The sequence below is a fragment of the Shewanella marina JCM 15074 genome (assembly GCF_000614975.1).
Classification (GTDB): domain Bacteria; phylum Pseudomonadota; class Gammaproteobacteria; order Enterobacterales; family Shewanellaceae; genus Shewanella; species Shewanella marina.
Map to the genome: position 1 here is coordinate 64,493 of NZ_BALM01000010.1, position 21,151 is coordinate 85,643.

General features: G+C 40.0%; 17 protein-coding genes and 2 pseudogenes. 11 read left to right on the forward strand and 8 right to left on the reverse strand.

Going from position 1 to position 21,151, the window contains the following annotated elements; genetic code table 11:
- Positions 1-34: 34 nt before the first annotated feature.
- Positions 35-1,012, reverse strand: a complete 978-nt coding sequence (locus JCM15074_RS09505; protein ID WP_025820985.1) for an autoinducer 2 ABC transporter substrate-binding protein — start codon at positions 1,010-1,012, stop codon at positions 35-37.
- A gap of 442 nt (positions 1,013-1,454) precedes the next feature.
- On the opposite strand from JCM15074_RS09505, the pseudogene yjjG reads away from it, so the two are divergent.
- Positions 1,455-2,140 (forward strand): annotated as a pseudogene (gene yjjG / locus JCM15074_RS21695) (pyrimidine 5'-nucleotidase).
- A 43-nt stretch (positions 2,141-2,183) separates the two neighbouring features.
- Here yjjG and JCM15074_RS09515 read toward each other — a convergent pair.
- From JCM15074_RS09515 to JCM15074_RS09535, 5 genes are all read right to left on the reverse strand, one after another.
- Positions 2,184-2,390: a hypothetical protein gene (locus tag JCM15074_RS09515; RefSeq protein WP_025820986.1), complete on the reverse strand. Its 207-nt coding sequence runs from the start codon at positions 2,388-2,390 to the stop codon at positions 2,184-2,186.
- A gap of 55 nt (positions 2,391-2,445) precedes the next feature.
- A complete protein-coding gene (locus JCM15074_RS09520) occupies positions 2,446-3,354 on the reverse strand; it encodes a hypothetical protein (protein ID WP_025820987.1) in 909 nt (302 codons plus the stop codon).
- Positions 3,355-3,366: 12 nt separating this feature from the next.
- Entirely contained in the window at positions 3,367-4,299 is a 933-nt protein-coding gene (locus tag JCM15074_RS09525; RefSeq protein ID WP_037469491.1) for a serine protease, read from the reverse strand.
- A 373-nt stretch (positions 4,300-4,672) separates the two neighbouring features.
- Positions 4,673-5,005: a hypothetical protein gene (locus JCM15074_RS09530; protein WP_025820989.1), complete on the reverse strand. Its 333-nt coding sequence runs from the start codon at positions 5,003-5,005 to the stop codon at positions 4,673-4,675.
- Positions 5,006-5,101: 96 nt separating this feature from the next.
- Positions 5,102-6,082 carry a hypothetical protein gene (locus JCM15074_RS09535; RefSeq protein ID WP_025820990.1) on the reverse strand — a complete coding sequence of 327 codons (981 nt, stop codon included), beginning with the start codon at positions 6,080-6,082 and terminating at the stop codon, positions 5,102-5,104.
- Between the two features lie 376 nt (positions 6,083-6,458).
- Between JCM15074_RS09535 and JCM15074_RS09540 the strand changes: the two genes are divergently transcribed.
- Both JCM15074_RS09540 and JCM15074_RS09545 read left to right on the forward strand, forming a co-directional pair.
- Entirely contained in the window at positions 6,459-8,024 is a 1,566-nt protein-coding gene (locus JCM15074_RS09540; protein ID WP_025820991.1) for a sigma-54-dependent transcriptional regulator, read from the forward strand.
- Complete coding sequence (locus tag JCM15074_RS09545; protein ID WP_025820992.1) at positions 8,024-10,558, forward strand: protein kinase domain-containing protein; 2,535 nt, start codon at positions 8,024-8,026, stop codon at positions 10,556-10,558. The genes JCM15074_RS09540 and JCM15074_RS09545 overlap by 1 nt, the downstream gene beginning before the upstream one ends.
- Here JCM15074_RS09545 and JCM15074_RS09550 read toward each other — a convergent pair.
- Both JCM15074_RS09550 and JCM15074_RS09555 read right to left on the reverse strand, forming a co-directional pair.
- Positions 10,529-11,065, reverse strand: a complete 537-nt coding sequence (locus tag JCM15074_RS09550; protein WP_025820993.1) for a hypothetical protein — start codon at positions 11,063-11,065, stop codon at positions 10,529-10,531. The two genes, JCM15074_RS09545 and JCM15074_RS09550, sit on opposite strands and share 30 nt — an antisense overlap.
- Before the next feature lie 180 nt (positions 11,066-11,245).
- On the reverse strand, positions 11,246-12,202 hold the full coding sequence (locus JCM15074_RS09555) for a LysR family transcriptional regulator (protein ID WP_025820994.1): 957 nt from the start codon (positions 12,200-12,202) through the stop codon (positions 11,246-11,248).
- Between the two features lie 541 nt (positions 12,203-12,743).
- Between JCM15074_RS09555 and JCM15074_RS09560 the strand changes: the two genes are divergently transcribed.
- The 8 genes and pseudogenes from JCM15074_RS09560 (at position 12,744) to JCM15074_RS09595 (ending at position 21,079) form a co-directional block, all read left to right on the forward strand.
- The gene (locus JCM15074_RS09560; RefSeq protein ID WP_025820995.1) at positions 12,744-13,229 is read left to right on the forward strand and encodes a hypothetical protein; all 486 of its coding nucleotides are present in this window, start codon (positions 12,744-12,746) and stop codon (positions 13,227-13,229) included.
- Between the two features lie 24 nt (positions 13,230-13,253).
- A complete protein-coding gene (locus JCM15074_RS09565; protein WP_025820996.1) occupies positions 13,254-13,712 on the forward strand; it encodes a cytochrome c3 family protein in 459 nt (152 codons plus the stop codon).
- A 2-nt stretch (positions 13,713-13,714) separates the two neighbouring features.
- Positions 13,715-14,398 carry a 4Fe-4S dicluster domain-containing protein gene (locus tag JCM15074_RS09570; protein WP_025820997.1) on the forward strand — a complete coding sequence of 228 codons (684 nt, stop codon included), beginning with the start codon at positions 13,715-13,717 and terminating at the stop codon, positions 14,396-14,398.
- Positions 14,395-15,335: pseudogene (gene nrfD / locus JCM15074_RS21700) on the forward strand (cytochrome c nitrite reductase subunit NrfD). The gene JCM15074_RS09570 and the pseudogene nrfD overlap by 4 nt, the downstream one beginning before the upstream one ends.
- 200 nt (positions 15,336-15,535) lie before the next feature.
- The gene (locus tag JCM15074_RS09580; protein ID WP_025820998.1) at positions 15,536-16,177 is read left to right on the forward strand and encodes a class I SAM-dependent methyltransferase; all 642 of its coding nucleotides are present in this window, start codon (positions 15,536-15,538) and stop codon (positions 16,175-16,177) included.
- A 3-nt stretch (positions 16,178-16,180) separates the two neighbouring features.
- On the forward strand, positions 16,181-17,248 hold the full coding sequence (locus JCM15074_RS09585; RefSeq protein ID WP_025820999.1) for an HNH endonuclease: 1,068 nt from the start codon (positions 16,181-16,183) through the stop codon (positions 17,246-17,248).
- A gap of 80 nt (positions 17,249-17,328) precedes the next feature.
- The gene (locus JCM15074_RS09590; RefSeq protein ID WP_025821000.1) at positions 17,329-19,815 is read left to right on the forward strand and encodes a DUF8426 domain-containing protein; all 2,487 of its coding nucleotides are present in this window, start codon (positions 17,329-17,331) and stop codon (positions 19,813-19,815) included.
- Entirely contained in the window at positions 19,802-21,079 is a 1,278-nt protein-coding gene (locus JCM15074_RS09595; RefSeq protein ID WP_025821001.1) for an McrC family protein, read from the forward strand. The genes JCM15074_RS09590 and JCM15074_RS09595 overlap by 14 nt, the downstream gene beginning before the upstream one ends.
- The last annotated feature ends 72 nt before the right edge of the window (positions 21,080-21,151 follow it).

Below are 21,151 nucleotides of genomic sequence, written 5' to 3' on the forward strand. Positions count from 1 at the left end.
TGCTGCCCAATAAGCAGGGAGAGGAATTTAAAAATTAAAAACCTAACTGACGAGCGTTATTTTTATCGACTTCAAGAATGCTGTTGAACTTAATCACCTTAGTGTCGTTATTAATTTCAGCTTCACCTAGGCCTTCAATAGCAACACCTTGGCTAACATCTTTGCCATCAAGCATTTGCTTAGCGACAGAGACTAGTGCGTAACCTGCATCAGCAGGGTTCCATAAGAAGCCTTTGTCGATTTCGCCGCGCATTAAGTAAGGTGCAGCTTGGCTAGGCATTAAAATACCCACAGTGTTGATTTTGTTTTTAGCACGCTTTTTCTTAATCGCTTCACCTGCGCCAATTAAGCCCAATGAACCGTAAGAGATAATACCCACCATATCAGGGTGAGCTTTCATTAAGTCATTAGTGGCTGCGTACGAAGCATCAACGCTTTCAGCCACAGGCATACGGCTAGTCACTTCATACATTTCTGGGTAAGCTTGTTTTTGGTAATCAATGGCCAAATTAGCCCAGTTATTGTGTAGTGGCACTGTTAGCGAGCCAACAAAAATGGCGTAACCACCTTTGCCTTGCATATGTTTAGCTAACTCATCCATTGTGGCTTTGGCATAAGCTTGGTTATCGATAGTTTCGATATCCCAATCGGCGTTATGACCGTCTGGTGACTCATGGGTTAATACCACGATGCCTTTTTCACGTGCTTTTTTAAACACAGGCTCAAGTACGGTAACATCGTTAGGCACTACGGTGATTGCATCAACACCTTTGGCAATTAAATCTTCAATAATTTTAACTTGCTGGGCAGGATCTGGCGTTGATGGACCCACTTGGCGTGCATCTACGTTTAAGTCTTGAGCGGCTTGCTCAACACCTTTATTCATTTGGTTAAACCAAGGAATACCAGATACTTTAACGACGTTTACAATCTCATATTTTTCAGCACAATAAGCAGATGATGATAGAATCGCTAATGATAATGCTGTGATTTTTAATAGATTATGTTTCACCTTGTAGCCTTTCGATACTTGATGAGTAGGGAATGCAAAATATAAAGCAGTTATGCAAGGTGATAGCATTAATGCTATAAAACTGTGAGCCAAGTCCGAAGTTGTTAATTGTTTGAAAAATCGAATAATTAATAAAGTTAATTTGTAAGAATGACGAAATATTACTACGTTTTAAACGCCAGAATTTACCAATTTATTACCTAAAACATTAAAATTGTTAACGCATCAATTATGGCGTCACGGGCTGTAATGTCATTTGCTGCATTAGCATTTTAAAATGATCCGTAATTTGCGATCTTGTTCACGTTACTGAACCTTGAAGCATTCATTAAGATAACGGGCTTTAACTGTAGTAACTGCTAATTTATGGTTAACCATAACTTAACTGTAATATTTAGACGTTAGTAAATAACCGAAATACTATTTATAAGAGAAATAACAGGTGCATACCCTAAAAAAACAATATCAATGGATCCTATTCGACGCGGATGAAACCCTATTTAGATTTGACGCCTATGCTGGCTTAAAATTGATGTTCAGCCATTACCATGTTGATTTTACACCGGCAGACTTTGCCGAGTACCAATTAGTGAACAAACCCTTATGGTTGGCTTATCAAGATGGCGAAATTGATGCGCACACTTTGCAGGTTACCCGTTTTCAAGGTTGGGCTGAAAAATTGGCAGTGACACCAGAAGCACTTAACCAAGGTTTTTTAACGGCCATGGCAGATATCTGTGAAAAATTGCCGCATGTTGATGAATTGCTAACACAACTACAAGGCCGTTATAAGTTAGGTATTATTACCAATGGCTTTACTGCATTGCAGCAAATCCGACTTGAGCGTACTGGCCTTGCTGATATGTTTGATCTGTTGGTAATTTCAGAAGAAGTCGGTGTGGCTAAGCCTGATAAGCTATTTTTGATTACGCCTTAACGCAAATGGACCAAATTGAGCCATGCCAAGTATTAATGGTGGGAGATACGCTTTCATCTGATGTACTAGGGGGCATTAATGCCAGTATCGACACCTGTTGGTACAATCCGTTACAACATGCAGCTGATAGCAGTATTCCAGCGACTTATACCGTGACGGATCATCTACAATTGGCTGAATTGTTAGCTTAATAACTCAGTTTTAGCGCTTAGTTTAAGCACTCAATGTAAGAGCTCAGCTTAGCGCATCCACGCTATCAATATATTCAAACTCGATATCGTCACGGATCAATTGTGGTGGTAGTGATAGATTGGCTAATGGTTGGCTGAGTAAGATTTTGAGGATGGGTTGACCTGTTTGATTGATGCTATCGCATACACCAACTATGCCCTCAATGGTAAATGCGATAGTTTCAATTTCAGTTCGAGTTTGTGAGTCCATAATGCCTCGCTTATTGTCCCTGCATGTTTACAGGGACAGTCTATATCAATAAAAACTAGCTAATAATCACATGCGGTACGCAGACTTTATTGGCACCTGCTGCAAAGTCAGCTTTGGCGTAAGAGCCGCCACCTTGAGCACGGACATAGAGCTTCACTTTACATACCACTAATGCCCAATCATCTTTACCTAATAATGCCGTATAGTTAGTGTAGCGAGTATCATCCAAACGCTTGTTTAAATTAACGTTGTTGCGGTTAATATTCACTAAATCTACGCTAGATAAACCTTTCCAATTGTATTGATATACATTGGTTTGCGCTGACACTTTCACTTGTGCATTTTTACAGTTGTACCACTTGTCATCCGCTTTGGCGATATAGAAACCGTTAAATTCAAAACGCGGTCTAATGGAATAGAACTTACTGCGATTGGGTTTATACCAAAATGCCCATGTGGCGATTTGAGTATTGGATGCGCGTCCACCTGTACAGCCCCAGCCACCGCCTTTGGCCCAGTTCCAAATATTTTTGCAGTTACCACCGCCAACGACGGCTTGGTTATCGATGTCGCCACTGTTTACCAGTGGATTATTATCAAGAGTATCACTGTACACTTTTGACCAACTAGGGGTCAGTAAGGTGGCTCCTTCAGGTAGAAAATTAGCATCTGGATTAAGCGCTTCATCAGCAAATGAGTTAGCTGAGGTTTGACTCATAAACTGATCCATTTCGAGATATTCTTGCTCGGCGTCAGCATCTAATTGTTGCTGAATTTCTGCCAATTTTGAGGTATCGAGTCCGGCCGCTTTCATCGACTCTAAATCACAGCCACACAAGCCTTGTGTTTGCATCGTTTCAGATTGATTTTCGGCAATGTTTTCTGCCATTTCAGCATTAATTTCATTATCTATCTGCCCCATCATTTGTTGATGTAATTGGCTTAAATCATTATTGTTTTTCATGGTGATACTCCATTATTCAGTCAGTAAATCAATGTTGAGTGCCATTAGCACGTTATGGATATGGTTAAACACTGTGACTTGGCTTGAACCGGCAAACAGTAATCCGACCGCTTTGCGTGAGTCTTTTTCAAGTAACAATGAACCTGAGTCGCCGCCATTAGACATATGGCGAGTTAAGAATTGATTGCGAAAGTAAGCAACGCCGCTGCTGCCGTAGTTGACGGCAATGGTGGCGTCGACACTAATCACATTACCTGTGGTGGTTTCTGTGGTGCGGCCGCTTTTGATTACGGCCATATTGAGGCTGGCTTCTTTGGTGCCTTTAGGAATACCAAGGCGGTGGATTGAGCCTTGCACCAGTTTTTGTGAAATAGGCTTAGCAATCGCAGCATCAACTAAGTTGTAGTTGTTTGGGCTACCAAATGTGATGGGCACATAACGGCTTAAGCGGGCGATGGTGTTAGCGTAATTTAAGCCACCATCAAGACGACCCGGTTGTAATATTCGGTCACCAATGCTGGCAGCATTACTGTTCGCCAGTACATGATTATTACTTAAAATATAGTAACGACCGGGGTACACACTGTCTTTGGCAATCGCGCCGAATGTACCTGCGGTAATGGCGTAATGACCGAGACTAAACCCAGGTTTTGCGGGGCGAATTTTAGCGGTTAAGGCCTGCGCTTCAATATTGCCAACTTCAATTACATCGGTTTTAATGTTATCGATGTTCTTTGGTACGAGCTGCGCTTTAGATAATGATTTTTCGGTTTGTTTTTGATTTACAAAGACACAAATACAAAGCTGATCAGTTTGTTTGCCTTTACTTTCTTTGTAACCAATACCGACACCATTAACATTATCCAGTTTTAATAGATCTTGTTCATGTTGATCTTTTACTGATTTAATCTCATGTAATAGATCATCTTGGTTTGATGAGTTCATTTTTAGATACTCCATTAATTAAAAATGTATAAACAAGGTATTACTTGCTTCAGTATCTATATTGAATAAATCGTGCCAGTTTTAAGTTGTTGTTTTATATGGAATTGATTTTATTTAAATGATTAATGGCATGACAATGACATGTACAAATATCATTTTTTATCAGCAAATATATTTATTGTAGATAAAATAAAAAATGCCTTAATAAACATTAAGGCATAATTTAAGACGATATAAAGTATGAACTTTTATTTGGTTTAAAAATAAATATGAACGCTAATATCAGTTTATATTTATCTCCACTGATGGGACTTGGACAATGAAATCTAAGTATGATTAAAACCTAAGCGCTTTTAATCGTCTAGGCGATGCCTTAGTTTTCTATATCATAAAATGCACCATTGCTTAGTGGGACTCTATTATTTACGTCGCCAACCATACTGGATGTTTTTGGACAGCACCTACCCGCATTAGAACCACTGGTATAAACCCAGAAATAATCATTTCCAGTAAGCGATGTGTGCAATGCGCATCTCTTTACAATGCCCGATGCGGGTGTCGGCAATAAATTTTCACAAGTCCCTTGTCCAGATGCAGACCTAGGATGATAGTTATCATATAACTTATGAAATTCCACTAAAGACGTTTCAGCCATCAATGGGGTGCAAAAACCAATTAATATTAAAATAAATGCTAATTTTTTCATGTCGATTCTCCACGTCCTGTGAATTGAAATGCTAGACAGCGGACGTATAGACCACCTAACAGAAACTATTTTTTAAATCGAATCTGTTGCTTGCTATTAGTTGTCGCAATAAGCAGTAATATTGTAGAAATAGGTGAGTTTGGATTTACGTTGTGAACTCGCCTGTTCATCAACAATAAAACTCAAGCTATGTTGCTCGGTCACAGGCGTGGTATTACAAGTGACTTGGTGGGTGGCTTGACCCGCCCCAAAATCATGGACGCCATCAAATGGTTTTTCACGTTTGCCGATACTGTCTAGCTCATGGGCAGCAGCGCCGAGGGTGATGGCTAAGGTACTGCCGCAACAGGCGGTCATGCTGAAGTTACGGGCTTTATAAACGCCGAGTTTCCAATGGGGGGAATGTTTTCTATCAACCACATGGCGATGATTATCGAGCATATTCTTGCTGTTATAGCTGCTAATACTGGTGCCAAGTGCGCTGCCAAAGTCGAGATCCCAATGTCGACCTGCAGATTTACCGGGTTGATCGGCATGTTCTTGGTGGATCCCCGTTAATTCAACACGCACGTGGCAAGTTGGTGGGCTGACTTCAGTAAGCCAATGCTGTAATCCTGCTTCATCACTAAAGTTGATATTTTTCAGTTTTTTAAAGCGGCGCATGTCGCCATTTTCACTGCACAGCAATACGTTGACATAGGCTAGCACTAAGGCGTCGTCATTCACTGTGGTTGAGTCTGCTGTCTCTTTACGCAGGTAAACCTGTAACTGGGTATCATCTTTAAATGTGGGAAACTCAATGGCGCGCAGCGCAATGGGATTTAACAGCGGATCGTTAATACCTTGGTCAATACTGTAGAGCACGGGGATATCAACATCACTCTTACAGCAAGGCTTACCCAGTGTGAGAACCATGGGTTTATCGCTGTTTTCGGTTTGTGAATTATCTTCAACTTTGAGTCTAAATTCGCGGCCGCCATTAGTACCATACACCCCTAAAAATAGCGCATCTTTTGATGGTGCCCACCATTGTGATTGCAGCGCTAACTCAACTTTAATTCCTGTAATGTTATTCATTTTATATCCTTAATAATTAAAAGTTATTATTCAATCGGAATAATGAATAAATCGTGCCAAAAATAACTTGTTGAAATATAAGTTGAATATATTTTTATGATAAAAATGACATGTCAATGACACGTTGGTAGTTTAAATTGGTTATAAACTAGAAGGTGAATAATTAATTTATTTGGAATTATTTTTTACTGTTGAATAATAATACTGTGATAACTTGATTTAATTGTTTGATATGTATAAAGATAGTAACTGTGATTATTTAGGGGATGTATTTATTCAGCTATATTTAATTGTTAGCGCGATTTTTGCATTTAGATGTTAGTTAATTTTCCACGTATATGAATGCGATGCTAAATATAACATCTAGGAGAACATCATGAATATGCAAACCAAAGCGTGTCAGCCTATCGATATTAAAGGCTCAATTTCGCAAAGGCTATTGAGCTTGAGCATTATCTATCATCCCGATCTCAACATGATTGGTGCCCAATATCAGTTGCCGCCACGTGAAAAACACCTGCAACTAGGACGATTAGCACCAGAATTTACCTGTCTAAATGGGCAACAGCGGTCATTAAACGACAGTTTTATTAGCCGCAGCCCAATATTACTGCATAAACAAATTGATCAATGGGCCTTAGATATCAGCATGTCGAGTATCGAGGTGATTTGCTGTAATCAGTTACTGCAAGGGCCCCATCTTTTTGACCACAAACAGTTGCAGCAACAAGGGCAAGTGATCACCTTAGCGGGGCGAGTGGTGTTGCTGCTGCACTATGCTAATCGCGCGGAACCCAGCTCAGTTGTTAATTCGCCGTTGCAGCAACACTTGATTGGCATTAGCGATAATATGCGCGCCATAAAACAGATGATTGGTAAAGTCGCCAGTTTAAAAACACCCGTCATGATTAGAGGTGAGTCAGGAACAGGTAAAGAGATCGTGGCGCAAGCGCTGCATCAATATGGCCAACGTAAATTACAAAAATTTGTGTCAGTCAATATGGCGGCTATTCCCAAAGAGTTAGTCAGCAGCGAGTTATTTGGCAGTGTGAAAGGGGCTTTTACAGGTGCGCAAACCCGGCTAGGCAGTTTTCAACAAGCCGATAAAGGTAGTTTATTTTTAGATGAAATAGGTGAGGCGACGACCGAAGTACAAGTGGCGTTATTACGTGCCCTTGAAAACGGCGTTGTGCAGGCAGTTGGTAGTGATAAAGAAATCAAATTAGATGTGCGTTTTATTGCGGCAACCGATGCCGACTTAGAGAAACTTATCGGCATTGAGTCGTTTCGTATGCCGTTATTGCAACGTTTATCCGGCATTGTAATAGAGATAGAACCTCTGGCTCAGCGCCGCGCTGATTTTGGTTTGCTGTTTGTCCATTTTTTACAGCAAGCCATGCAGCAAACTCAGCAATTAGAAAAACTGAAACAAGCCAGTGCCCAACAGCATTGTTATTGGGCTTGGTTATTTAGCCAATGTGTCTTATTAGATTGGCCTGGCAATGTACGCCAACTTAAAAATGTAGCTACTCAGTTAGCTGTATCGTTGATCGACCAAGGCCAATTTAGTGACTTTGATTGGCACAGTTTTGTGCAGACCATCGTCACCAAAGCAGAGCCGGATACCGAGCTTAAAACCACTACGGTTAATCCTGTTAAACGTAAACCGAGGGAGATCTCAGAGGCTGAAATTGTTGCAGCGCTTGAGTTACATCAGTGGCAAATTAAACAAGCCGCAGATGAACTTGGAATTTCACGTACCGCCTTGTATATGCGGATCGATGCCAGTGATGATATTAGCCGCGCCACTAATTTGTCTGATCAACAATTAAGTCAGAGTTTCAGCCGCTACCATGGCGATCTTGATTTAATGGTAATGGAATTAAAGATATCGAAACACGCCTTAAAACGTCGTTTAAATGAGATAGGGATATTAAATTAATGAGTCATCACCAGCCCGATAAAATAGGCCCTTTTATTGTTGATTCCATAGTTGGGGCTGGTGGATATGGCAAAGTATATAAAGCCAGAGATCAGCGTTTAGATCGCTGGGTAGCAATTAAAGTGTTGTTTGATTGTCAGCAGCAACAATTAACGCAAGAGGCCAAATTAGTGGCGGCCATCAATCACCCCAATATTGTCGCCATTTACGATATCTTTGATTATCAAGCACAGGGGAGCGACGCCACAAGCACTGCATTAGTGATGGAATATTTAGCGGGCGGTACGTTAGAAACCAGCCTTAATTTACGTCATCAGTTGCCATTAGATACCAGCATTAAACTTAGCTTAGATATTTTACATGGCCTCAGAGCCGCACATCGCGTGGGTATTGTGCATGGTGATTTAAAAGCTGAAAACCTCATTTTTGATCAGCAGCAACATTTAAAAATTGCCGATTTTGGTATCGCCGTTGGCTTAGGTCAACAGCATCAAATCAGTGGTTTTGGCAGTGATAGCGCATTAACGCCAGAACATATTTTGGCGCAGCCATTAATTGCACAATCTGATCTGTTTGCATTTGGATTATTGCTGTATCGCATGCTCAGTGGGTGTCATCCATTTGCTAGCGCAGAGCCAATGCAGCAAATGATGGCGGGACAATGGCAACCGTTAACGGGAGAATTAGCCATTATCAATCCACTGTTAAGCCGATTATTGGCCGTTAAAGTGGATGAGCGTTACCGCAATGCTGATGTGGTGATTACCGATCTTTATGCCATTTTAGAAGGCATCAATAATATCAATTCGAATGCGACGCAGCGGTTAGAAAATCCCTTTATAAGTGAAATACAGCAGCGCCAGCGTCAGCAACGTAGTCTGTGGGCGGTTTTAGGCAGTGCGTTGTTATTTATGGGCATTATCGGGGGCATGGCTTGGTTTATTCCCTCGCCGCCGCATTATGTTGCGGTGGTACGGCCGCAAGTGTTAACTGGAGGAGAGCTGGCAGATATTGCACTGATTAAAGCATCGGTGCATCAAGGTATGAGTCAGGTTATTGCGTTATTACCCAGTAAGAGTTTGATTTCAGCGACTGAAATTAGCCAAGTACAAACCAAGCAAGGGGAGGATTTAAGCCAGCTTTTTGCTTATGCAGCAGCAGATGAAGCCTTGCTGCCAGAGCTGCATTGTCAGCCTACACAATGTGCGTTAACCATTAGCCGTTGGCAGGCACAGCCACAGCAATTACTCAGCCGAGAAACCATCTATTTCCCTACCGATAAATTGCTGTTTATTAGCGATTATGTACAAAATTATCTGCTGCACCTTTATCAACAACAGCTCGATAATGCTGAGACATTACCGACCGAAACCGACTATCGTCATTTGCTGAGTGTGCTGAATCAGTACCAGCAAGGGCAGTTGAGTCATGATGATTACTTGGCCGCATTGCAGCCGTATCAGTGCCGCTATAAGTTGAGCTGCCAACAGCTGATCCACGGTTTGTTGAGTCGCTATAATCGTGAACGCGATCCACAGTGGTTAGTGCAAATTCATCAGTTGCTCGACAATACTGCTGCTACCGATTCGCCATTATTTATCCAAACCGCCAAAGCTGAGTTAGCCATTGTTGAGGCTAACTATCCGTTAGCTGATGGTTTGTTAACCCAGCTTGAACACTATTTTTATACCGATGATTATGTGTTGAATTTGCGTGCCCGTTGGTACTTTGAGCAAGGCTTTAGTGTTAAAGGCAAAAATATTATGGCGCGTTTAGTACAGCAACGGCCATCGGTGCAGCATTACTTTAATTACGCCTTAATGCTGTATAAGGTGGGCGAATTAAATCAAGCCATTGATGTGCTAAATCAATTGCTACATAAGGTGCCAACTTATCAAGCAGCGCAAGCATTGCGGGCAGATCTATTGTTTTACCAAGGGCAATGGCCATTGGTGATTAACGCTTATTTGGCGTTAATTAAATTGCCGCAGTATGCCGATCCCGTCACGCTTAATAATTTAGGCTTGGCCTATTTAATGGAAGGGCAATTACCCCAAGCAACCGATTACTTTACCCAAGCGATGGCCGAGGCGGGGCAGCATCCGCAAATCATGCTTAATTTGGCCGATGCAAATTACCTAAATGGAGCCATTAAGCCCGCGGCTGATTTATACCAACAAGTGATAGCGTTAACCGAGCTGCTTGACCACAAAAATCAAAATGATTATATGACCCTCGCATTGGCACATGGCCGTTTAGGCGCGCATGAACAAGCATTAGCGGCGTTAAAACAAGTATTGCAATTGCAATTAAATGATCCCTTTATGACTTTTAATGTCGCCTTGGTTTATCTGTTTTTGGATGATACAGCCACTTGTTATGACTACCTTAATCAAGCACTCAAACAGGGGATACCACAATCTTGGTTAGCCTCACCTTGGTTGCAGGTATTAGCTCAAGATCCCCAGTTTAAGCGGCTATCTAACGCATCCGATTATGTGCAGTTAGTGCCTGACCCAGTCACGGCCAATTAAGATGGGATCATTAGAATAGAAAATATCATCGTTAGCGTCGCGTACCATAAATCGAAACCCTAATTTGTTACCGTCATTTTTAAGCGGTTTATTATTAGGGCTATGTGACCAAAAAACAGAGGGGATAACATTAAATTCCAACAGGTTTTCCGCCAGTAATTGGCTGTGGAATCCTTGCAGGCGTTTTAAGGTTGAGTTACCCGTCATAAACAATAAGCCATCAAACTGCTGGCGCTTATGGCTAAACGCTTTAGCAAAGCTAAATTGTTGGTCATCGACGGCGCTTTTGACCTCAATCAGCACGCTGACGGGCTTTCTTGAACCGCTAGAATCCCAAACGGCGGCAATACTATCAATCTCAGTATTTTGGTATACCATCTGCCAAGTATCAGGATCATGCTTATCAAATACTTGCAGGATAATGCGTGGCAGTTTTTCTAGGCTTTGCTCTAAACGATTGTCGAGTACTAACTGGTTACTCACTTTTGCTTGTAAATACCGTTTCATGGGGCTTCCTTAATTGTTTTTTTGAAGGTGTTTACAGCTATAATTCAAACGCCATGCCAAAAAATTAAATCATATTATTCAATTGGTTAGTTTGTTTTTAGAAATGATAAAAATAAAAAAGACATGTCATTATTAAAAATGACATGATAATTGTAGGTGGGATTGAGCGTTCTCGCGTACTTATTCGACTTCAGTATCAATTAGCTCGATTAATCTAGATTGTAGGTAGTCGATATTATTATCTTGATTATGTTTTGATTTAATCAAATAAATATTAGGGGTGGCAATAATATCGAATACTCGTTGAGTTTCAACTTTAGATAATTTACATGAGTGTAGGTTAGGTATTTTTTCAGACTTATTATATAAAGTACTAAATGGGGTAACCACTAATGCATCTGAATTCATAATGTAGTCAATAAGAGTCACGGTATTATGAATTGTGATCTCTTTATGGATATTAATATTATTTATTTTACAAAACTGCTGATAACTACAAATTTTAGTTTCAGAGGTATCCCATTCAGTATTAATAAATGGATATTTAGCAATAGACTCAATCGTGATGCTTTCACTTAAAATAGGGTGGTTGTCACGGCAGAGTAAATACAAGTTAGACAGCGGCTTACTAAAAACTATTTGTATTTTATCTTGTAACTCTACTAACTTGTGACCGCTAGAATAACAAATTGCTAAACTGGCTTTGCCATGGGCCACATCCAACTCGCTGTGATCACCACTCGAATGAATTGCAATCTGTATATTGGCGGTATCGCGTTTGATTTGATTAACCAATAAGGTGGTAATCTCACAAGCAATCGCATCATGAATGAGAATTGAGTAAGGTTCTGCTGCATCAAATTCAAGCGGGTTGATTTGCTCTAATAATAAAGCATTATCAATAATCGTCTTGGCGATAGGATAGATTTTTGCCGTGAACTCATTTGGGCACAAGCCGTAGCGACTTCTAATAAACAGCTCATTACTAAAGGCTTCTCTTAATGCTTTAAGGTAACGGCTAATTTTAGGCGCAGAAATCTTCAACTCTTTAGACGTTGTAGTAGCAGAGTGATTTTCATATAGCTTAACTAAGATGCATAGCCCTAGTAAGTCTATCTTTTCGAAGTTCTGGCGCATCATCCGTTCCTTAACTGTAATGCTACAGGTCGTTATTTATTGTCATTCTTCCTGAATTAGTCATTTAGATAAGAATTAATATGTAACATATTAACTTTAAACATAATTCCACTGTTTGTAATAATAATCAATATAAATAAAAAGAAAGTTTAAAATATAAATTATTTTATGTTTTTTATAATAATTCACAGTTATAGTATGCGCTAAGTATTTACTTTTAGTTAAAAGTTTGTACAGGCAGATTAGTGTTATCTTTATTATTAATACATTAATATGATTTTTAATGAATATGTTTTTAATATGAGATTTTCACTTTTCGATATTCTTAATAAATGATAATAATAACTGTAAATCTATTTTTAATATTACTGTTTTGGTAAATCTTGTTTGTATGTTTCATATTGAATAATAATAAAATTTGCAATGTTTATAGCATCACATAAAGACAATAAAGAATTTTATAATAGAGATTAATAAAGCGTTATCAAGTAATGTAAAGCTGTCCAGCAGGTGATAATAATAGCTTAAAAAGGAGTTTACTATGTCTGCATCTATGGTCAGTAGCTATGTGTTTATGTACTTCGTGCTCTTTATGGCAGTGCCATTTGTCGCGGTAGTGTTTGTACTTACATGCATTAAGTTTTTTAAAGGAGATAAAGCGCCAGATTATTCGTCACTACAATATATCAATAAGCCCCATTTTTGTAATAAACAAGTGCTAAATTATTTGCATGAACTTAATACTTTATCAGAAGGAAAGTATGACATTCTGTATGGCATTAATATGGATGATGTGGTTGAAATTAGTAATAACCAAGAATTAAAAGAGTTACTGCATCTACACAAGCTAGATTATGTGGTGATAGACCATGAATCAGCAGAAGTTAAGTTGGTGATCACCAACGAAGTAGATCAACCTCAATCATTTATTAATAATATCTTTAGCCAATTTAATATTAGTCATATTCAGTTGGGTAAGGACGGCAAGTACAACATCAACGATATTAAGACTGCACTAGCTGCCTAGTGACCCGATTATGGGGAGACGAATATGCGGTCTATATATCTCATACTGAGCCTAATGGTGTTGTTGGTGATGAGTGTGATTGGCAGTGCAGTTGAGGCTGCCAATTTATCTGATATCCATAAAAACCCCTGCTATAAGTGCCATAAGCGCAACGGCAGCATGTTAGGCGTACATGCCAATAATGCACTGGCGATTAGCTGTAATGATTGTCATGGTGAAAAACAAGGGCATCCGCGTAAAGCATCAGATCTTATCGCTTTTACGCCCAGTGCCTCGCAGGCAGATAAACAAAATAATGTGTGTTTAAATTGCCATCGTCCACAACTGCTTGGTCAAGTAGATTGGACCCACAATGTACACTCAAATAAAGTGAGTTGTGCCAGTTGTCATCAATTACATCCTGAATACGATGCAGTATTAACGCAAACTAAAGCTGAGCGAAGTCAGCTCTGTGTGAAATGCCATACTGTGGTTAAGGATTGATTATGCAAACCAGTAAAAGACATTTCTTAAAGTGCACAGGCACCTTGCTTGCAGGCGTTGCAGCCTATCGATTGGCGTATGCCACTGCTCATCCAGAGGCTAAGCCAGATGCCGCCAAACAATACATATTGATCCATGATCAAACCCAGTGCATAGGGTGTGATGCTTGCGCCATCGCATGTCGGCAAACCAACCAAGTGCCAGCCGAAGTGAGCCGCCTGACGATTGTCCGCCATGGCCCTTACGGTGAATATCCCAACCAGCAATATCATTTTGAACGGCAGTCATGCCAGCAATGTGAAAATGCCCCCTGTGTGATGGTGTGCCCAACGGGTGCTGCTTATCGCGATCCACAAACAGGCATTATTAAAGTCGATGATTGGAAGTGTGTTGGTTGCCAATATTGCATTGCGGCTTGCCCATACCAAGTACGTTTTATTAATCCCGTGACCCGCGCCGCCGATAAATGTGATTTTTGCGCCGAAACCAAGCTTAAACAAGGGGAATTACCTGCTTGCGTGCAAGCCTGTCCGACCCAAGCGCTGCAATTTGGCGACAGTTTAGATAAGGATGCACAGGTGCGTAAAACCCTAAATTCAGCGGCAGTGATCCGCGATAATGAATCACTGGGAACTCGGCCTAAAGTGTTTATTATTGCTGATGCCAAAGGTGAGGTGACCATATGAGTGCATTTCATTTTGATTCATTAGTATGGCATTGGCCTATTGCCATTTATCTGTTTTTAGCGGGTATTTCAGCAGGGGCCATGTTCTTCGCTATTTTGCTTAAATACGCTTGTTTAAAGCAGACGGCGCATGAATCTAAGTTTATTTTAGCGGCCTGTATTATTGCCCCTATTTCAGTGTTCTTGGGATTAGGGATTTTGGTGGTCGATTTAACTAAGCCATTAGATTTTTGGAAAATTCTGGTGTTCTATAACCCGCGCTCGGTCATGTCGGTCGGGGTAATTATCCTGATGATTTACCAAGTGTTTATGTTTGCATGGATAGCGGCAGTATACGCTAAACCCATACAAACATGGTTGGGGCTACGCTTTACCCCAATCAATAAACTACTTACTTGGCTAGCGCAGCAACATGCCAGTATTACCGGATTATTGCTGATATTGTCCTTGTCATTAGGCGCTTATACCGGCTTTTTATTGTCAGCATTGCCAGGTTATCCGATGCTAAATAATCCAGTGCTACCCCTGCTATTTTTAATCTCAGGGTTAACCTCTGGCGCTGCTGGTGCACTGCTGCTGGGTGTGTTGTTAAAAGGTCAGCCAGACAGTAAAGAAGTGAAGTTTATTCATAAAATCGAAATTCCACTGATTTTAGTCGAGTTGTCGATCATCTTTACCTTCTTTATGGGATTAGTGCTCAGCGGCGGCCAAAAACAAGTTGCAGCCGCCACCGCCATCGGTGCAGGATTTTGGGGCTGGGTATTTTGGTTAGGCATTATTGGCGTGGGTTTATCAGTGCCATTAGCATGAACCTCTTTATGACGGCATCATCACAGCGTAAATTTTCCTACGTCGCTATGACCGCATTGATGAGCCTTATCGGCGTATTGCTGCTACGTAATTTTATTCTTTACACAGGGCAAATGACGACGGTGTAATCATTCACTCAATCTATCAACATCACCACCCCATTAACGTCAATCAATTGATTGGCGTTTTTTTTATGACAAATCAGCCTATTTCTCGATAGCCAATGAGCGAGATTGATCGACAATAAAATGGTTTAGATGTGAAGCTTAACCATTAATTTATAATCAAAATCATTAAGATAATGGCATTAATCTCAAGGGTATAAATAGTGGTTATTGATTATTACAATCAGCTAGCGACAGAGCTAGCTGAGCAATATCAAAGTTTGGCGGTAGACGATGTGCATCGCGGTTGGATCGATTTAATTGCCACTGATGTAAGCAAGCCATTTTATATGCTGGATATTGGCGCAGGCAGTGGCCGAGATGCCCGCTATTTTGCTCAAATTACGCCAAAGGCTAATGTAGTAGCAATTGAGCCAGCAAGTGAATTTGCCAAGCAAGGCAAACAATATACTCAAGGACAAGCCGTTACTTGGCTAGCCGATAGCTTGCCAGCTTTAATCCAACTGAAACAAGCTATTACTGCTGACAAGTTAGCGGCTCAGTATGACTTAGTACTGTTGTCAGCGGTATGGATGCATCTTGCGCCAGAACTGCGTGCGCAGGCAATGCAAAACATCGCTCCTTTAGTTGCTACCAATGGCCTGTTAGTGATCAGTTTGCGCTTTGGTCAAAGTGAATTTGATCTGACTACTCGGCAAATGTTCCATGTGTCAGTGGCAGAAGTGCTAGGGTTAGCAGAGCAACAGCAATTGCGCTTAGTGCGACATGTACAAGCTGAAAATGATTTTCAGCAGCGCGACCATATCTCATGGCAAACCTTAGTCTTTCAAGCTGGGGCGAATTAAGCCATGCAAGCCAGTCCACAAATTCAATTAGATTTTATTGCCTATTTGCAGCGTATTTTTGTTGAAGGCGATTTTTCTGCTACCTACAAATATGCGCTATTGCATGCGCTGGCCGATATTTGTGTTGAGCAGGCAGGGCTAACGAATACGGTTAGTGCGAATAGTGGTTCGACGCTACGTATTAGTCATCAACAATTAGCCGAAAAATTTATCGAACTGTATTGGCAGCATTCAGTGCCATATTCTGCTACAGCAGCAGAACCTATGTTGTTACTGCAAAACATGGGTCAACAAGCAAAAATTCTCACTCAATTAGCTGGGCTGCGAGCTTGCGGCGTCAATAGTGTTAGTCAGTTAAAAAGGCATCATGACTGGAGTACGCTGGTTAAAGCAAGCAAGAATATTGTCAAAGTTGGCCCACTATGGCGCTTACAGAAGTTGGCAGGTATTGATGAATGTTTTTTGTATCCGCATCAACATAATACTGATTATATCGAGTTAAATGCAGGCATCAGTTTTTGCTTTAGACGCTTCTACGATCTTGTGGTGACCATGGTGCGTAACCATTGGCAATTACAAATCCGTAAAAATAGTCGTAATGATGTGCTTATTGGTGATAAAGGCAATTTAGCTGATTTCCTCTTTGGCAGTAATCGCCGCAGCTTACAACAAGCCAAGCCTCTGCTATTTGATATTCAAGCCGGTAATTGTTTTTATTGTCAAAAGCCTCTCAAATTGCAACAAGACACGGCCGAAGTGGATCATTTTATTCCGTGGACTCGATACCCAAATGATCTTGGCCATAACTTCGTATTGGCACATCGCCGCTGTAACAACAACAAGCGCGATCACTTAGCTTCACTTAGCCATCAACATCGCTGGTTAACTCAAAATTTAGAGCAATATCGACAACTGATCAGCGATGAACTCAGCCCTTATTTCAGCTGTGATGCCGAGCGAACCCTAAGCATCAACCACTGGGCATACCAAGTCGCCAAACAAAACCATTCACAACTCTGGCAAGGCATTAATCAGTTTGTGGGGTTTGAGGAGAGGGAAGCGGTGGTGTGAAGAAAATACATAATTTATGTACGTATTAATTGAATACCAAATTATCTAATCGCTGCAACACTAAGGAATAAATAATCAATATGGGAATCACACTAGAGCAAAGATTATCAACTTGGGATGAATTTTTAGCTCGTTGGCCGAAAAAGCGAATAGAAGAGCTGACATTAGAAGAGTATGTGGATGTAAAAAATCGTGACACATTTGCATACTGGCTGGAGCACAAGACTAAAATCTTGGGCTCAATTCGTGGCGGTGACTCATCAAAATTTGGTATTTACCGACGTAATAAGCCACCAAAAGGTGGACGTTCTCATATTAAACATGGAGATGTTTATTCATGGCTATCTCGTTTTGGCGACACTGAAGAAACAGCTTTTGATTCTATAAAAAATGAAATACTAAAAGTAATCGATTTTATTGAAGCTGGAGATGTAAAAGCAATTCAAGAAATTGGGCTAGCAGATACTCTTAAGTGGAAGTTAGCATTTTTGTACCAAGACCCAGAGCACCCAAAAGTCATTAATATTTTTAAACGAGATATGCTAAGGGATGCATGCTCTGATCCGACAGGCGAGTTCTCTGATTTGTATAGTAGCCTCTTAAAAGATAGGGGGGACACCAATATTGTTCAATATGGCTATGAAATTTGGAGCTCACTTGAGGATGCCGAATCAGATGACTCCGAAATTGAGGTAAATATGGTATCTGATGACAGAAATGAGTGCAGATTGCCGTTAAATACGATCCTTTATGGTCCTCCTGGTACAGGCAAAACTTACAACACGATCAATAAAGCTCTTGCCATTGTGGATCCTGAATATCTATCTAAAAATGTGAGTGACCGTAAGAAAATCAAAGCTCGTTTTGACGAACTTGTTGCTAAAAACCGCATTGGTTTTGTGACTTTTCATCAGAGTTTTAGTTATGAAGACTTTGTTGAAGGACTAAAAGCTAATAGTGATGAAACAGCTCAAATCAGCTACGAAATTGAAGATGGTATTTTTAAGCGGATGTGTGCTGCCGCAAATGCTAAACCGATAATGATGCAGTCTCAGCATCGGATTGATATTTCGGGACGTAAAGTATGGAAGATGTCTTTAGGGGATACTCTTGGGGACGACGCATATATTTATGAACAATGCCTTAAAAATAATTATGTTTTATTAGGCTACGGCTACAACGTTGACTTTAGTGCCTCAAAAGATAGAAAAGCAGTCATTGAAGCGTATAAATATAATGGTATTGAAATAGAAAACGAGAATTACGACTACAGAGTTATATCAGTTAATAACTTTAAAAATGTTATGTCAGTCGGAGATTTAATTGTAGTTTCTGATGGAAATCGTAAATTTAGGGCGATTGCTGAAGTGACTGGTGATTACCAATTTGACTCAGCTGCAATTGAAGATGATGGGTACTCTCAAATGCGTAAGGTTATGTGGCATCGAGTATATGGACCATCTTTACCTGTTGATGAGTTGTTTAATAAAAACTTATCTCAGATGACATTGTATCGATTACGTGAACCTGTATTAGATTTAGTAAAGTTTCAGGAAATGTTGGCTGGTGAAACGATAAGAGATAGCACAGTGTCTGGTATCTCGGTAGGAACTCAAGTTTCATCATATCAAGTTGAGTCTATTTCTGATGAGATTATTAGTCTAAGAAAGCCTAATGGGTCGCTATTACCTATGCCTAGGACAATTGTAGATAGTCTTGTGTCTATGGTTTCAAATAACCTACTGACGATCGATGATATAAAGTATAAAAGGGTATTTGAAAGAGTTGATACCGATATGGAAAAGTATATCGTTAATGGCTATCCAAATATTTTAGCTCCTTTAGTTCAAGCTATACACCATTACGGCCTTGATAAGATAACGGTTAGTAATGATAAACGCGTATTGATAATCGATGAGATTAATCGTGGCAATATTTCAAATATTTTCGGTGAGCTCATCACGCTTATTGAGCAGAGTAAACGTGCTGGTGGATCTGAAGCCCTATCTGTGAAATTACCTTATTCGAAAGAATCATTTTCAGTCCCTTCTAATTTACACATAATTGGTACGATGAATACAGCTGACAAGTCATTGGCTCAAGTAGACATTGCTTTGCGTCGTCGCTTTGAATTTATTGAGATGATGCCCAAGCATGAATTACTTGAGAATATCGATATTGAAGGTATCAATATCGCTGAGTTACTTAAAACCATTAATCAACGTATTGAACTGTTATATGATCGTGAGCATACCATTGGGCATAGTTTCTTTTTACCATTAATAAATGAGCCTACGATAGAACGTTTGGCTCGTATTTTTGAGCTAGAAATATTGCCTTTGCTTGAGGAATACTTCTTTGAGGATTGGGAGCGTGTAGGGCAGGTATTAGGTGATCACCTTAAATCAGATCCCAAGTTGATGTTCATCGAGGAGAAGTTCACAGAGGCTTCTGTATCGCAGCTAATGGGTAGTGATTGGTTACAAGATGGTATTCGGCCATATCAACGTAATACTAAGGCATTAAGTAATCCAGAAGCGTATATAGGGATATATGATTCGTTCTAAAGTTAACGATGTTATCGTTAGGGAGTATGCTCTTTTAATCAATGGGGGCAACAACTGCAGCATAGATTGCCACTCAATACCTAGGTGTGCCTTTGAGTGGTTGCTTATGCATGGAGTCAGTAATGGTGAAAAGCAACGGGAGCTAGTTAAGGTAAAGAGGTATGGGAAATCGATTGCCTTACAGGTGGTGAATTTTGTAGGAGTCCTCGAGACACCATGTCGTACTCGTATTGAAATTTTACCTAAGATTGCCGCTGAGGTGTATGAACCTAAGATTGCTCGTATGACTCTATTAAAGATGTTAGCAAAGGTTGAGAATTTAAAGCTGGAGGAGTTTAAACAAACTCAACTACAGCTAATGAAACAACCGATCTATGAATTGCTGATTGCTTATTTTTTAAAGATAGTTTCTAAGCTTCTTAGACAGGGACTGAGAAGTGAATATCAGCGTGTAGAGCGTGAATCGTCCTACCTAAAAGGTCAGTTGCAGGTTTCTAAGCAAATTCGACAACGTCCAGGTCGTCGGAACCTTTTTCATGTTTCTCACGATATTTATAATGCTAATCGTGCCGAGAATCGTCTTATACACTCATCATTAAAGCAGGTGCTTAAATGGTCTAGAACGAGTGCTAATCAACGACTAGCTAGAGAGCTGCTTTTTATGTTTGACGGTATAGAATTATCATCAAATTATTCTTATGATTTTAGACTGTGGAAGAATGATAGAAGCCTTGCTCACTATCGAATCCTAAAACCTTGGTGTGAACTTATTCTTAGTTATCAATCACCAGTTGCTATGGTGGGAAAACATGATGGTTTATCATTCCTATTCCCTATGGAACAGTTGTTTGAGCGTTATGTTGCCAAGCAGCTAAGAAATCAATTACCAGCAACATTAAAATTAAAAGAGCAGGTATCTAGTCACTGTTTAACAAAGCATAAGGAAAAAGATTGGTTCAGATTAAAGCCAGATATTGTTGTTTATAATAAATCGCAAGTGGTTACTGTAATGGATACTAAGTGGAAATTGCTTGATGCCTCTCTTGACAGTAAAAAGAACAAGTATAATTTAAGCCAATCTGATATGTACCAGTTGTTTGCTTATGGTGATAAATACTTAAATGGACAAGGGAATTTATATTTAATTTATCCCCAAAATGCCAGTTTTGAAGAGCCTCTTAATCATTTTGAATACAAGAGTAATTTAAGGCTATATGTTGTACCGTATGATTTGGAAACTGATTCATGCCCTATAAAGTGGTAGGTGTTTGACTACTTAAATATCACCATTATTAGTTTCGTTGGTCTTCATTTTTAACTGATAATGAAGATGATT

What these genes read in the sequence shown, in the direction of transcription:
- JCM15074_RS09515 (WP_025820986.1), bottom strand. Translation starts at nt 2,390, where the DNA reads ATGGACTCACAAACTCGAACTGAAATTGAAACTATCGCATTTACCATT.
- JCM15074_RS09520 (WP_025820987.1), bottom strand. Translation starts at nt 3,354, where the DNA reads ATGAAAAACAATAATGATTTAAGCCAATTACATCAACAAATGATGGGG.
- JCM15074_RS09525 (WP_037469491.1), bottom strand. Translation starts at nt 4,299, where the DNA reads ATGAACTCATCAAACCAAGATGATCTATTACATGAGATTAAATCAGTA.
- JCM15074_RS09530 (WP_025820989.1), bottom strand. Translation starts at nt 5,005, where the DNA reads ATGAAAAAATTAGCATTTATTTTAATATTAATTGGTTTTTGCACCCCA.
- JCM15074_RS09535 (WP_025820990.1), bottom strand. Translation starts at nt 6,082, where the DNA reads ATGAATAACATTACAGGAATTAAAGTTGAGTTAGCGCTGCAATCACAA.
- JCM15074_RS09540 (WP_025820991.1), top strand. Translation starts at nt 6,459, where the DNA reads ATGAATATGCAAACCAAAGCGTGTCAGCCTATCGATATTAAAGGCTCA.
- JCM15074_RS09545 (WP_025820992.1), top strand. Translation starts at nt 8,024, where the DNA reads ATGAGTCATCACCAGCCCGATAAAATAGGCCCTTTTATTGTTGATTCC.
- JCM15074_RS09550 (WP_025820993.1), bottom strand. Translation starts at nt 11,065, where the DNA reads ATGAAACGGTATTTACAAGCAAAAGTGAGTAACCAGTTAGTACTCGAC.
- JCM15074_RS09555 (WP_025820994.1), bottom strand. Translation starts at nt 12,202, where the DNA reads ATGCGCCAGAACTTCGAAAAGATAGACTTACTAGGGCTATGCATCTTA.
- JCM15074_RS09560 (WP_025820995.1), top strand. Translation starts at nt 12,744, where the DNA reads ATGTCTGCATCTATGGTCAGTAGCTATGTGTTTATGTACTTCGTGCTC.
- JCM15074_RS09565 (WP_025820996.1), top strand. Translation starts at nt 13,254, where the DNA reads ATGCGGTCTATATATCTCATACTGAGCCTAATGGTGTTGTTGGTGATG.
- JCM15074_RS09570 (WP_025820997.1), top strand. Translation starts at nt 13,715, where the DNA reads ATGCAAACCAGTAAAAGACATTTCTTAAAGTGCACAGGCACCTTGCTT.
- JCM15074_RS09585 (WP_025820999.1), top strand. Translation starts at nt 16,181, where the DNA reads ATGCAAGCCAGTCCACAAATTCAATTAGATTTTATTGCCTATTTGCAG.
- JCM15074_RS09590 (WP_025821000.1), top strand. Translation starts at nt 17,329, where the DNA reads ATGGGAATCACACTAGAGCAAAGATTATCAACTTGGGATGAATTTTTA.
- JCM15074_RS09595 (WP_025821001.1), top strand. Translation starts at nt 19,802, where the DNA reads ATGATTCGTTCTAAAGTTAACGATGTTATCGTTAGGGAGTATGCTCTT.